Source organism: Enterobacter sp. LU1 (genome assembly GCF_008271405.2).
In the GTDB taxonomy this organism is placed as follows: Bacteria; Pseudomonadota; Gammaproteobacteria; order Enterobacterales; family Enterobacteriaceae; genus Enterobacter; species Enterobacter hormaechei_C.
Genome location: NZ_CP043438.2, coordinates 352,191 through 365,419, shown reverse-complemented (window position 1 = coordinate 365,419; position 13,229 = coordinate 352,191). Strand labels below are relative to the sequence as shown.

11 protein-coding genes are annotated in these 13,229 nt (G+C 57.3%); 7 read left to right on the top strand and 4 right to left on the bottom strand.

The window, feature by feature from the left end; translation table 11 throughout:
- Positions 1 to 99 precede the first annotated feature (99 nt).
- From fdhF to FZF21_RS01705, 3 genes are all read left to right on the top strand, one after another.
- Entirely contained in the window at positions 100 to 2,247 is a 2,148-nt protein-coding gene (gene fdhF / locus FZF21_RS01715) for a formate dehydrogenase subunit alpha (RefSeq protein ID WP_080024796.1), read from the top strand.
- 321 nt (positions 2,248 to 2,568) lie between these two features.
- A complete protein-coding gene (locus FZF21_RS01710; protein WP_023295770.1) occupies positions 2,569 to 2,721 on the top strand; it encodes a Hok/Gef family protein in 153 nt (50 codons plus the stop codon).
- A gap of 121 nt (positions 2,722 to 2,842) precedes the next feature.
- Entirely contained in the window at positions 2,843 to 3,517 is a 675-nt protein-coding gene (locus FZF21_RS01705) for a tetratricopeptide repeat protein (protein WP_015570200.1), read from the top strand.
- A gap of 80 nt (positions 3,518 to 3,597) precedes the next feature.
- On the opposite strand, the gene gltP is transcribed toward FZF21_RS01705, so the two are convergent.
- Entirely contained in the window at positions 3,598 to 4,911 is a 1,314-nt protein-coding gene (gene gltP / locus FZF21_RS01700; protein WP_015570199.1) for a glutamate/aspartate:proton symporter GltP, read from the bottom strand.
- 423 nt (positions 4,912 to 5,334) lie between these two features.
- Here gltP and acs point away from each other — a divergent pair, with 423 nt between their 5' ends.
- From acs to actP, 3 genes are all read left to right on the top strand, one after another.
- Positions 5,335 to 7,293 carry an acetate--CoA ligase gene (gene acs / locus FZF21_RS01695; RefSeq protein WP_015570198.1) on the top strand — a complete coding sequence of 653 codons (1,959 nt, stop codon included), beginning with the start codon at positions 5,335 to 5,337 and terminating at the stop codon, positions 7,291 to 7,293.
- A gap of 128 nt (positions 7,294 to 7,421) precedes the next feature.
- The gene (locus FZF21_RS01690) at positions 7,422 to 7,736 is read left to right on the top strand and encodes a DUF485 domain-containing protein (RefSeq protein ID WP_017382635.1); all 315 of its coding nucleotides are present in this window, start codon (positions 7,422 to 7,424) and stop codon (positions 7,734 to 7,736) included.
- On the top strand, positions 7,733 to 9,382 hold the full coding sequence (actP, locus tag FZF21_RS01685; RefSeq protein WP_017382634.1) for a cation/acetate symporter ActP: 1,650 nt from the start codon (positions 7,733 to 7,735) through the stop codon (positions 9,380 to 9,382). The genes FZF21_RS01690 and actP overlap by 4 nt, the downstream gene beginning before the upstream one ends.
- A 33-nt stretch (positions 9,383 to 9,415) precedes the next feature.
- Here actP and FZF21_RS01680 read toward each other — a convergent pair whose 3' ends face one another.
- Together FZF21_RS01680 and FZF21_RS01675 are read right to left on the bottom strand one after the other, a co-directional pair.
- Entirely contained in the window at positions 9,416 to 10,105 is a 690-nt protein-coding gene (locus tag FZF21_RS01680) for an LrgB family protein (protein ID WP_017382633.1), read from the bottom strand.
- On the bottom strand, positions 10,098 to 10,508 hold the full coding sequence (locus FZF21_RS01675) for a CidA/LrgA family protein (RefSeq protein ID WP_032668810.1): 411 nt from the start codon (positions 10,506 to 10,508) through the stop codon (positions 10,098 to 10,100). Before FZF21_RS01675 ends, FZF21_RS01680 begins: the two co-directional genes overlap by 8 nt.
- Before the next feature lie 102 nt (positions 10,509 to 10,610).
- On the opposite strand from FZF21_RS01675, the gene FZF21_RS01670 reads away from it, so the two are divergent.
- Positions 10,611 to 11,525, top strand: coding sequence for a LysR family transcriptional regulator (locus FZF21_RS01670; protein WP_149121112.1), 915 nt, complete (start codon positions 10,611 to 10,613; stop codon positions 11,523 to 11,525).
- 36 nt (positions 11,526 to 11,561) lie between these two features.
- Here FZF21_RS01670 and FZF21_RS01665 read toward each other — a convergent pair whose 3' ends face one another.
- Complete coding sequence (locus FZF21_RS01665) at positions 11,562 to 13,208, bottom strand: Na+/H+ antiporter (RefSeq protein WP_003860270.1); 1,647 nt, start codon at positions 13,206 to 13,208, stop codon at positions 11,562 to 11,564.
- Between the last annotated feature and the right edge of the window lie 21 nt (positions 13,209 to 13,229).

Genomic DNA, 13,229 nt, shown 5'->3' with positions numbered 1-13,229 from the left:
CCCCGCAAAGGGCCGTAAAGTCAGGAAATACCCATAGTAAAAACATGGCATAGAAGCTGCATATTGGGCAGGTAAGAACTGTTTAACTGGAGCAAAGTGATGAAAAAAGTCGTCACGGTTTGCCCTTATTGTGCCTCAGGTTGCAAGATCCACCTGGTGGTCGATAACGGCAAAATCGTCCGGGCGGAAGCGGCGCAGGGTAAAACCAATCAGGGCACGCTGTGCCTGAAAGGGTACTACGGCTGGGATTTTATTAACGATACCCAAATCCTCACGCCGCGCCTGAAAACCCCTATGATCCGCCGCGAGCGCGGCGGCAAGCTGGAAGCCGTCTCCTGGAATGAAGCGCTGGATTACGTCGCCACGCGCCTCAGCGCCATCAAGGCCAAGTATGGCCCGGATGCGATTCAGACCACCGGCTCCTCACGCGGAACCGGGAATGAAACCAACTATGTGATGCAAAAATTCGCGCGCGCCGTTATTGGTACCAATAACGTCGACTGCTGCGCTCGCGTCTGACACGGCCCATCGGTTGCAGGTCTGCACCAGTCGGTCGGTAACGGCGCAATGAGTAATGCCATCAATGAGATAGATAACACCGATCTGGTGTTCATCTTCGGCTATAACCCGGCGGATTCTCACCCTATCGTCGCGAATCACGTTATTCGCGCCAAACAGAACGGGGCGAAAATCATCGTCTGCGATCCGCGTAAAATTGAAACCGCGCGCATTGCGGATATGCACATCGCACTGAAAAACGGCTCGAACATCGCGCTGTTGAATGCGATGGGGCACGTCATTATTGAGGAGAACCTCTACGACCAGGCGTTTGTCGCGAGCCGTACGGAAGGGTTTGAAGAGTATCGCAAGATTGTCGAAGGCTATACGCCGGAGTCAGTAGAGGCGATAACCGGCGTCAGCGCGCAGGAGATCCGCCAGGCGGCGCGGATGTACGCCGGAGCGAAAACCGCCGCCATCCTGTGGGGCATGGGCGTGACCCAGTTCTACCAGGGTGTGGAAACCGTGCGCTCGCTCACCAGCCTCGCCATGCTGACCGGCAATCTGGGTAAAGCGCATGTGGGCGTGAACCCGGTGCGTGGTCAGAATAACGTGCAGGGTGCGTGTGATATGGGCGCGCTGCCGGACACCTATCCGGGCTACCAGTACGTGAAGTTCCCGGAAAACCGCGAGAAGTTTGCGAAGGCCTGGGGCGTGGAAAGTCTGCCGGCACACACCGGATACCGCATCAGCGAGCTGCCGCACCGCGCGGCTCACGGTGAAGTACGTGCGGCCTACATCATGGGTGAAGATCCGCTCCAGACCGACGCCGAACTGTCCGCGGTGCGCAAAGGCTTTGAGGATCTGGAGCTGGTGATTGTTCAGGATATCTTTATGACCAAAACCGCGGCAGCGGCGGATGTGATTCTGCCGTCGACCTCCTGGGGCGAGCATGAAGGTGTCTATACGGCAGCAGACCGCGGCTTCCAGCGCTTCTTCAAGGCCGTCGAGCCGAAGTGGGATCTGAAAACGGACTGGCAGATCATCAGCGAAATCGCCACCCGCATGGGCTACCCGATGCACTACAACAACACCCAGGAGATCTGGGACGAGTTGCGGCATCTGTGCCCGGACTTTTATGGGGCAACCTATGAAAAAATGGGTGAGCTGGGCTACATCCAGTGGCCGTGCCGGGATGAGTCAGAATCCGATCAGGGGACGTCATACCTCTTTAAAGAGAAGTTCGACACCCCGAACGGGCTGGCGCAGTTCTTCACCTGCGACTGGGTCGCGCCGATCGATAAGCTCACCGACGAGTATCCGATGGTGCTCTCCACCGTGCGTGAAGTGGGCCACTACTCCTGCCGCTCCATGACCGGCAACTGCGCCGCGCTGGCGGCGCTGGCGGATGAACCGGGCTACGCGCAGATCAACACCGCCGATGCCGAACGTCTCGGTATTGAAGATGAAGCGCTGGTGTGGGTGAACTCGCGTAAAGGCCGCATCATTACCCGCGCGCAGGTCAGCGACCGTCCAAACAAAGGGGCAGTCTATATGACCTACCAGTGGTGGATTGGCGCCTGTAACGAGCTGGTGACGGAGAACTTAAGCCCGATAACCAAAACGCCGGAGTATAAATACTGCGCCGTAAACGTGGAGCCAATAGCGGATCAACACGCTGCGGAACAGTATGTGATCGACGAATATAACAAGCTGAAAGCCCGCCTGCGCGAAAGCGCAATGGGATGAAGCCGTTAATTAATCGCTGACTAAATGGGGTGAGATATTCACCCCATTATTATTTCTGGCATCGCTATTAATTACATCTATATATATTTCTGAAGATGTCTCGCAGAAAAAATGTAATTTGCACGAAAATTAATTACATCTTTGCATTTTAATTCAGCGAGATAAGATATGCGGCGGGTGCTTAAGACTTTCTGTCTTGAGCATTGTTGAGGGACAGAAAGTGGAAAGCCCCGGGAAATTTGCATTTACCCGAGGCTCCCCCTCAACAACCAACAGGTTGAGAGTAGCCTCTTATTCTTTTTTTCACAAGGAGTAAAAGGCATGACGCCATTAAAAACTACGTTAGGCATCGTCTTTATTATTTGCCTGACGATAGTGATCTTTACCTTTATTACTCGCGATAAGTTATGTGAGTTTTCAATAAAGAGTGAACATCAGGAGGTGGCGGCGAAATTAGCCTGTAACGCAGGCTAACCTCTTCGGGCGGAACGCGTGTTCCGCCCGGCTTGTGGGATGCTGAGGTCTTAACGCACCCGTTTTTTTCTTCTGTCGCCGCGATTATACTGCGCGGCGTGTACCCAGATGATAAGAATCCATGAAAACCCTTTTTCTGATGTTGTTATTTTTAACCGCGTTTGCCCATGCCGATGAGATAGGCAGCCAGTATAAAAAGCAGGCTGAAGCGGGCGATGCGCGCGCGCAGTATTATCTTGCCGATACCTGGTTCAGTTCCGGCGACAGCGCGCAGGCGGCGCTGTGGGCGGAAAAAGCGGCAAAAGGCGGTGATGTCGACGCCATGGCGCTGCTGTCGCAAATCCACTTTTCGCAGGGCGACTATGCTCAGGCCAAAGCCCTGGCCCAGCAGGCAAACATTGCGGGCAGCAAACGCGGCGCGATCATGCTGGCGCGGGTGCTGGTGAACACGCAGGCGGGCAAAACCGACTACCCGCAGGCCATCGCACTGCTGCAATCGGCGACCGAAGACATCGATAGCGACTCGGCGGTAGACGCGCAACAGCTGCTGGGGCTGATCTATGCCAACGGCGTTGAAGTTCCTCAGGATGACGTGCAGGCCGCATCGTGGTTCAAGCGGAGTTCGGCTCTGTCCCGGACGGGCTATGCGGAGTACTGGGCAGGAATGCTGTTCAGGCAGGGTGAGAAAGGCTTTATCACACCGAATAAACAGAAAGCGCTTTACTGGTTAAATCTGAGCTGTACCGAAGGGTTTGATACCGGGTGTGAAGAGTTTGATGCGTTGAGCGGGGAGTAACGTGCCGGGTGGCGGCTTCGCCTTACCCGGCCTACAAAACCCGTAGGCCCGGTAAGCGCAGCGCCACCGGGCTTAAAATGTTACTGGTCAGCCGTTTTATCAAAACGACCCAGCACCTCGCGTTCATACGCCAGCGCTTTTTTACGGTCGAACTTGTGTTCCCACTTGGAGATTACCAGCACCGCCAGCGCATTACCCACCACGTTCAGCGCAGTACGCGCCATGTCTAGGATACGGTCCACACCGGCAATAAACGCCAGGCCTTCCAGCGGAATACCGACGCTGCCCAGCGTCGCCAGCAGCACCACGAAGGAGACGCCCGGGACGCCTGCGATGCCTTTTGAAGTCACCATCAGCGTCAGAACCAGCACGATCTCCTGCCACAGCGACAGGTCAATGCCGTACAGCTGCGCGATAAAGATTGCCGCAATACTCTGATACAGCGTCGAACCATCCAGGTTAAAGGAGTAACCCGTTGGCACCACGAAGCTGGTAATGGACGCCGGCGCACCGTAGGCCTCCATCTTCTCAATGATACGCGGCAGTACGCTCTCGGAGCTTGCCGTGGAGTAGGCCAGAATCAGCTCATCCTTCAGGATGCGGATCAGGATCCAGATGCTGAGCCCGCACAGGCGCGCCACAATGCCCAGCACTACCAGCGCGAAGAACAGAATCGCGAAGTGCACCAGAATCACCAGCTTCGCCAGCGGCCACAGGGAGGCAAAGCCGAAGTTCGCTACGGTCACCGCAATCAGCGCGAATACCCCGACCGGCGCATAGCGCATCACCATGTGGGTGACTTTGAACATGGTTTCGGAGACAGATCGGAACACGGTGACCAGCGGTTCACGGTGCGTCGCGGGCAGGGAAGAAAGCCCCAGACCAAAGAGTACCGAGAAGAAGATGATCGGCAGCATCTCGCCCTTCGCCATGGACGCGATAATGTTGGTCGGCACCAGCGAGAGAATAGTCCCCATCAGTCCATGCGAATGGCTCTGCACATCGGCGGTTGTGCTTTGGTATTTCGAAATATCCACCGTCGCCAGCTGCGACATATCGATCCCGGCACCAGGCTGGAACACATTCGCCAGGGTGATGCCAAGAACGATGGCAACCGTGGTGATCACTTCGAAATAGAGAATAGTTTTAACGCCGATGCGGCCTAACTGTTTCGCATCACCGACACCCGCGATACCGACCACCAGCGTCGAGATCACAATCGGCACAACAATCATCTTGATCAGATGAATAAAGATATCGCCCGCAGGGGAGAGAAGGTTCGCAATCAGCCACTCGCGGCTGTCGCTATGATAATGGAGGTAACTGCCCAGCAAGATGCCCAGCACAAGGGCCAGCAGGATCTGCCAGGCCAGGCTGACTTTCAAATTTTTCATAGAAACTGACTTCCTCAATGAAATCTCCGTACCATCAAAACTGCATGAATATGGAGACATACTGAAAGGGTATGAATTGTGTTGCGTTGGTTTATGGGATTTTTTAACGCGCCGTATGAGTATCATTTGCACGGCATGCTGCGCAAGCCTTAAAGAACGAGGCATTTCACTGCAAAAAGTGTCATTGACGGCAATTTATAGCAATTCGCATAAATAACCATTTGTTATACAAAATATTTTCACTTCAAAAAAGTGAATAATTCTTCAGGTGAATTATTTCCCTTCAAAGTTTCATTCGCTCAATTTTCATACTCTTCAGACATTGCGTGATCTGTCGCCCAAATACTAAACAAAGCTTGTAAAGCCCCTACTATTAACGTTTTTGCGACATATTATTAACATCTTACAAGGAGAAAAAAAGCCATGAGCCAAATACACAAACACGACATTCCCGCAAACATTGCGGACCGTTGCCTGATAAGCCCGGAGCAATACCAGGAGAAATACCAGCAGTCCGTTTCCAGCCCTGACGCGTTCTGGGGTGAGCAGGGCCACATCCTCGACTGGATCAAACCTTATCAGAAGGTAAAGAACACCTCTTTCGCGCCGGGCAACGTCTCCATTAAATGGTATGAAGACGGCACGCTGAACCTGGCGGCGAACTGCCTGGACCGCCATCTTGCTGAACGCGGCAACGAAACGGCCATCATCTGGGAAGGCGACGATGCCTCTCAGAGTAAACACATCTCGTATAAAGAACTTCATCGCGACGTGTGCCGCTTTGCCAACGTGCTGCTGGCCCAGGGCATTAAAAAAGGCGATGTGGTGGCGATCTATATGCCAATGGTGCCGGAAGCCGCCGTGGCTATGCTGGCCTGCGCGCGCATCGGTGCGATCCACTCCGTTATCTTCGGCGGTTTCTCGCCGGAGGCGGTTGCCGGGCGTATTGTCGACTCAAATTCGAAGCTGGTGATCACAGCTGACGAGGGCGTGCGCGCCGGGCGCGGTATTCCGCTGAAGAAAAACGTTGATGAAGCGCTGAAAAACCCGAACGTGAAATCCATCAGTAACGTCATTGTCTTCAAACGCACGGGCGGCAAAATCGACTGGCACGAGGGGCGCGACCTGTGGTGGAGCGATCTGATTGAAAACGCCAGCGACCAGCATCAGCCTGAAGAGATGAACGCGGAAGATCCGCTGTTTATCCTGTATACCTCCGGCTCCACCGGTAAGCCGAAAGGCGTGCTGCATACCACCGGCGGCTATCTGGTTTACGCGGCCACCACCTTTAAATACGTTTTCGACTACCATCCGGGCGACATCTACTGGTGTACCGCCGACGTGGGCTGGGTGACCGGTCATAGCTACCTGCTGTACGGCCCGCTGGCCTGCGGCGCAACGACGCTGATGTTTGAAGGCGTACCGAACTGGCCGACCCCGGCGCGTATGTGCCAGGTGGTTGATAAGCATCAGGTCAACATTCTCTACACCGCGCCAACGGCGATCCGCGCGCTGATGGCAGAAGGAGATAAAGCTATCGAAGGGACCGACCGCTCTTCCCTGCGTATCCTCGGCTCCGTGGGCGAGCCGATCAACCCCGAAGCCTGGGAGTGGTACTGGAAGAAGATCGGCAACGAGAAGTGCCCGGTGATGGATACCTGGTGGCAGACCGAAACCGGCGGCTTCATGATCACCCCGATGCCGGGCGCCACACAGCTGAAAGCCGGTTCGGCCACCCGTCCGTTCTTCGGCGTGCAGCCTGCGCTGGTGGATAACGAAGGCAATCCGCAGGAAGGCGCTACCGAGGGCAACCTGGTGATCGTCGATTCCTGGCCTGGCCAGGCGCGTACCCTGTTCGGCGACCATGAGCGCTTCGAGCAGACCTACTTCTCGACCTTCAAAAACATGTACTTCAGCGGCGACGGCGCGCGCCGGGATGAAGACGGTTATTACTGGATCACCGGACGCGTGGACGACGTGCTGAACGTCTCCGGCCACCGTCTGGGCACGGCGGAGATTGAGTCTGCGCTGGTGTCGCATCCGAAAATTGCCGAAGCGGCGGTTGTCGGCATTCCTCACAACATCAAAGGCCAGGCGATCTACGCCTACGTCACTCTGAACCACGGCGAAGAGCCGTCGCCAGAGCTGTATACCGAGGTGCGCAACTGGGTGCGTAAAGAGATCGGCCCGCTTGCCACGCCGGACGTGCTGCACTGGACCGACTCGCTGCCGAAAACCCGTTCCGGCAAGATTATGCGCCGTATCCTGCGCAAAATCGCGGCGGGCGACACCAGTAACCTCGGTGATACCTCAACGCTGGCCGATCCTGGCGTGGTGGACAAACTGCTCGAAGAGAAGCAGGCCATCGCAATGCCTTCCTAGTGTTTTCTCCCTCTCCCCGTGGGAGAGGGCCGGGGTGAGGGCATCAGACCGCACCTTCCTCCCCTCACCCTCTCCCCACAGGGGAGAGGGGATAAAAACAAACCAACCTTACTTCTGGAGACTCTGTGATGAATAACGATATTTGTCAGCAGATAGAGAATAGTGCGCACTACAGGGAGCTCGTCGAAAAACGGCAACGGTTTGCCTTCATCCTTTCCATCATCATGCTGATTATCTACGTCGGCTTTATTCTGCTGATCGCCTTTGCGCCGCACTGGCTGGGCACCCCGCTGCATGAGGGTACCAGCGTCACGCGCGGTATTCCGATTGGGATTGGCGTGATCATCATTTCGTTTGTGCTCACGGGTGTGTACGTCTGGCGTGCGAACGGTGAATTCGATCGTCTTAACAGAGAAGTTCTGCGCGAGGTAAAAGCATCATGAAGCGAGTCCTGACGGCGCTAGCCGCCACACTTCCCTTTGCTGCCCATGCGGCAGATGCCCTTACCGGCGAGGTTCAGCGCCAGCCAACCAACTGGCAGGCGATTATCATGTTCCTGATTTTCGTGGTGCTGACGCTGTATATCACCTACTGGGCGTCGAAACGCGTACGCTCCCGTAACGATTACTACACCGCGGGCGGCAATATTACCGGCTTCCAGAACGGGCTGGCGATCGCGGGGGACTTTATGTCCGCCGCCTCGTTCCTTGGGATCTCCGCGCTGGTGTATACCTCAGGGTATGACGGCCTGATCTACTCCCTCGGGTTCCTGGTGGGCTGGCCAATCATTCTGTTCCTGATTGCCGAGCGCCTGCGTAACCTGGGACGCTATACCTTTGCTGACGTCGCCTCCTATCGCCTGAAGCAGGGGCCGATTCGTACCCTCTCCGCCTGCGGTTCGCTGGTGGTGGTGGCACTCTATCTGATCGCCCAGATGGTCGGCGCGGGCAAACTGATCGAGCTGCTGTTCGGCCTGAACTACCACGTCGCGGTGGTGCTGGTCGGCGTGCTGATGGTGATGTACGTCCTGTTCGGCGGCATGCTGGCCACCACCTGGGTACAGATCATCAAAGCGGTACTACTGCTGTTCGGCGCCAGCTTTATGGCCTTTATGGTGATGAAGCACGTCGGGTTCAGCTTCAATAATCTGTTTACCGAAGCGATGGCGGTCCACCCGAAAGGGGAAGCGATCATGAGCCCGGGCGGGCTGGTGAAAGATCCGATATCCGCGCTCTCGCTCGGTCTCGGCCTGATGTTCGGTACCGCTGGCCTGCCGCATATCCTGATGCGTTTCTTCACGGTGTCAGATGCGCGTGAAGCGCGTAAAAGCGTGTTCTACGCCACCGGGTTTATGGGCTACTTCTACATTCTGACCTTTATCATCGGCTTCGGCGCAATCATGCTGGTGGGGGCAAACCCGGCGTTTAAAGACGCGGCGGGCGCGCTTATCGGCGGTAACAACATGGCGGCGGTGCATCTGGCCGACGCGGTGGGCGGCAACCTGTTCCTCGGCTTTATCTCTGCCGTGGCCTTTGCCACCATCCTCGCGGTGGTTGCAGGGCTGACGCTGGCCGGCGCGTCGGCGGTTTCGCATGACCTCTACGCCAACGTCTTCCGCAAAGGCGCAAGCGAGCGCGATGAGCTGAAGGTCTCCAAAATCACCGTGCTGGTGCTGGGCGTTGTCGCCATCCTGCTGGGGATTTTGTTCGAGAAGCAGAACATCGCCTTTATGGTCGGGCTGGCCTTCTCGATTGCGGCAAGCTGTAACTTCCCGATCATTCTGCTCTCCATGTACTGGTCAAAACTGACCACCCGTGGGGCGATGATCGGCGGCTGGCTGGGCCTGCTGACGGCGGTGATTCTGATGATCCTCGGCCCGACCATCTGGGTGCAGATCCTCGGTCACGAAAGCGCTATCTTCCCGTATGAATACCCAGCGCTGTTCTCCATTGCCGTGGCGTTTATCGGGATCTGGATCTTCTCTGCCACCGATAATTCACCGGAGGGTAACCTGGAGCGTGAAAAATTCCGCGCCCAGTTTATCCGCTCGCAAACCGGCCTGGGCGTTGAGCAGGGCCGCGCGCACTAAGCCTTTTCTCCCCGGTCGCTCTGGCCGGGGAGCTTAAAACATCACCCACGCCACCAGCGGCGCAATCAGCACCATCGTGACGCCCGAAAGCATCATCACCAGGCTCGCGACAACGCCCTCCTGCTGTCCCAGCTCATACGAACGTGCCGTCCCCGCCCCGTGCGACGCCGCGCCAAACCCCGCGCCTTTCGCCATCCCTTCGCGAATGGAAAGCCGCAGAAACAGCACATCCCCCACTGCCATGCCGAACACGCCCGTCACCACCACAAACAGCGCCACCAGATCCGGCTGGCCACCGAGCGGTTTGGCGGCTGCCAGCGCAAACGGCGTGGTCACCGAACGCACCGCCAGGCTGCGCTGGATTTCATCCGACAGGGTAAACAGCCGCGCCAGCCAGACCGAGCTGCACACCGCCACCACCGTCGCGGTGACGACGCCCGCGCCGAGCGACATCCAGTGGCGTCGGATAATAGCGAGGTTGTCATAAACGGGTACGGCGAAGGCGATGGTCGCCGGGCCGAGCAGCCACAGTAGCCAGTGGGATTCGCCAATGTAGTTCTGCCAGGAGATATGGCCGAAGACCAGCATCAGCACCAGCAGGATCGGCGTAAAGACCAGCGGCATCAGCGGCAGCGCGCGAAAGCGGCGATACAGGCGCTTGTTGGCAAAGTAGATGACGACTGTCGCAATCAGGCACAGCACGCTTATCTGAAAGTTAGTCATGCGTCTGCCTGCTGATTTCAAAGCGATACACTTTATCCACCACCCAGGCGGTGGCGCCCAGCACCATCAGCGTGCTCAGGGCGATAACCGCAAAGATGCGCCAGCCGTCGACCATCAGCAGCTGGGCATAGTTCACCACCGCCACCACGGCCGGCACAAAGAACAGCAGCATCTCCGCCAGCAGCCAGCGTGCGCCGGCCCGCACCCAGCTAAGGGGCAACGCGCGACAGAGGATCAGCGTCAGCAACAGCACCATCCCCACCAGGTTGGCGGGTAAAGGCAGATGCAGCCAGTCGACAAGATATTCCGCGAAAACAAACAGTCCCGCGTAAAGCAGTACCTGAACCGGTACCTGGAGTCGTTGAACAACGGCAGGCGTAACACGGCTTAACGCCACGGCCATGGGGGTTTTCCTCAGAAATGAGACGAGGCGCCAGTATAGTGAGCGTACGGTATCGACTGAAATGAATTAAAATCATCGAAGGTATAGTTTCGAGGAATAATCATGGACATAAGAACGCTGCGCTATTTTGTCGAGGTGGTTCGCCAGCAAAGTTTTACCCGCGCAGCGGAGAAGTTATTCGTAACCCAGCCAACCATCAGCAAGATGCTGAAAAACCTCGAAGATGAGCTGAACTGTACCCTACTGATCCGCGACGGGCGCAAGCTGCTGCTGACCGATACCGGTCGCGTGGTGTTCGAGCGCGGGCTGGCAATTCTGGCGGAGTTCCGCCAGCTGGAGGCCGAGCTTGGGGACATCAACCATCTGACAAAAGGGCTGCTGCGGCTCGGCATTCCGCCGATGGTCGGCATGATGATGGCCGGGCCGATAAGCCTGTTTCGCCAGCGCTATCCCGGCGTTGAGCTAAAAATTTCTGAATTTGGCGGCCTGACCGTGCAGCAGGCGGTGATAAACGGTGAACTGGACGTGGCCATGACCGCCCTTCCCGTGGAGGAGGAAAGCGGCCTGGCGACGCTGCCGCTGTTCAGCCACCCGCTGTGCGTGCTGGTGCCGCGCTCCGGCGACTGGCTGAAGATTGAATCAGTAAAACCCGAGCTGCTCGGCGAACACCCGCTGCTGATTTACAACGAAGATTTTGCCTTAAGCCGCCAGCTGATGGCGCTGTTTAACCAGCACAACGTGAAGCCGCGCATTGCGGTGCGCAGCGGCCAGTGGGATTTTCTGGCGGCGATAGTACAGGCGGGCGTGGGGATTGCCATTCTGCCGCAGCCGATCTGCGAGCGGCTGGATAAAAATACGCTGCGCTGGATCCCGCTGGAGAGCGACCTGCACTGGCAGCTGGGGATGATCTGGCGTGAAGGGGTCTATCTGTCGCACAGCGCACAGGCGTGGTTGCAATGTTGTGAGGGGTTTTGGGTACCCTCTCCCACAGGGAGAGGGTACCGATCGAGCACGTAGGCCCGGTAAGCGCAGCGCCACCGGGCAATTACAGCGCTACTGATTCTCTATCAACAACGCTTCCAGCAGATCCAGATCGTGCAGCAGCTTTTGCAGCGTCTCGTTGCTGATCTGCCGCGTGGCGCGCAGGTGATACAGCTCGGCACGCTCGGAGCGCAGCGCCGCCAGGCGGAAACGGCGTTCGAGGTTCTCTTCCTGCAACGAACTTTCCACGTCGTTACGTCCGTCAGCACGGCGACGCAAATTACCGATCACGCGTGAACTGACTTCCTTCAGCAGCTGGTTATCAATGTTCTCTTCGGCATCGGCGGCCAGACGCTCCTCCATCTTCTCGATGGCGACAATCGCCACTTCCGCCGTCGCCGCACGGGCAATCCGCTCTTCTTTGTGCTGTTGCGAGGAGTCCCCTGCGTCAATATGTTGCAGCAGAATCGGCAGCATAATCACGCCGACAAACAGCGAGAAAAGGATCACGCCCGCCGCCAGGAACACCAGCTCGTAGCGCGCCGGGAAGACGTCACCCGTCGGCAGCAGCAGAGGAATGGAGAGCACACCAGCAAGGGTGATCGCCCCGCGCACGCCCGCGAAAGAGGCAATCAGCAGCTCGCGCGTGGTCCACGAGCCAAACTCCATCGGCTTTTTGGTCAGGAAGCGCACGCTGAATTTCTTCATCGTCCACAGCCAGCCGAAACGCACCAGCATCAGCGCAAGGTAGATGAGCACGATATCGGTAAACAGCATCCAGACTTCAACGTTTGGATCCGCTTCGGCCGCAATCAGCGAGGATTCCATAATGCCCGGCAGTTGCAGGCCCAACAGCAGGAACACCATGCCGTTAAACACAAACTCGAGCATAGCCCAGGTACTGTTCGCGCGCAGGCGCATCGCCAGCGGCGCGCGACGCATAACGCCGGAGCGGGTGATGGTCATCCCCGCGGCTACCGCCGCCAGAATGCCCGACACGCCGATGTGTTCGGCAATCAGGTAAGAGGCAAACGGCAGCAGGAACAGCAGGACGATCTGCGTCGCCGGTTCATCACCACCCCAGCGGCTAAGGAAGCGCAGCGAGCGTCCGTACAGCCAGCTCACTACGAAGCCCGCGAGGATACCGCCAATCGCCACCTTGAAGAATTCCAGGGTCGCGCCGCCGACGGTAAAGACCATGGTGCCCATGGCAACCGCCACGGCAAACTTCAGGGCGACCAGGCCAGAGGCGTCGTTCATCAGCGCCTCGCCCTGCAAAATGCCCATGATTTTCTTTGGAATACGCCCTTCGCCCACAATGCCGGACAGCGCCACGGCGTCGGTAGGCGACAGCACGGCGGCCAGCGCAAAGGCCGGTATGAGCGGGATCCCCGGTACGGCCCAGTAGATCAGGAAACCAATCCCGACCACGGTGACCACCACCAGCGCCAGCGCCAGGCCGAAGATCTCTCGCCCGTGCTCCAGAAATTCGCGCGTCGGCGTTTTCCAGCCATCGGCAAACAGCAGCGGCGGGATAAACAGCACGAGGAACAGTTCCGGATCGAACTCCACGTGCAGACCGAACGTCGGCCACGCCAGCAGCGCACCGATAGCTATTTGCATTAAAGGCAGGGGGACCTGGAAGGGCAGTACGCGTGTAACCACCCCGGATAATGAGACCACAAGGGTCATGATGAGTATTGTGAAGAAAATTTCCATGCGTTCCCTGTTTGCTGTGTT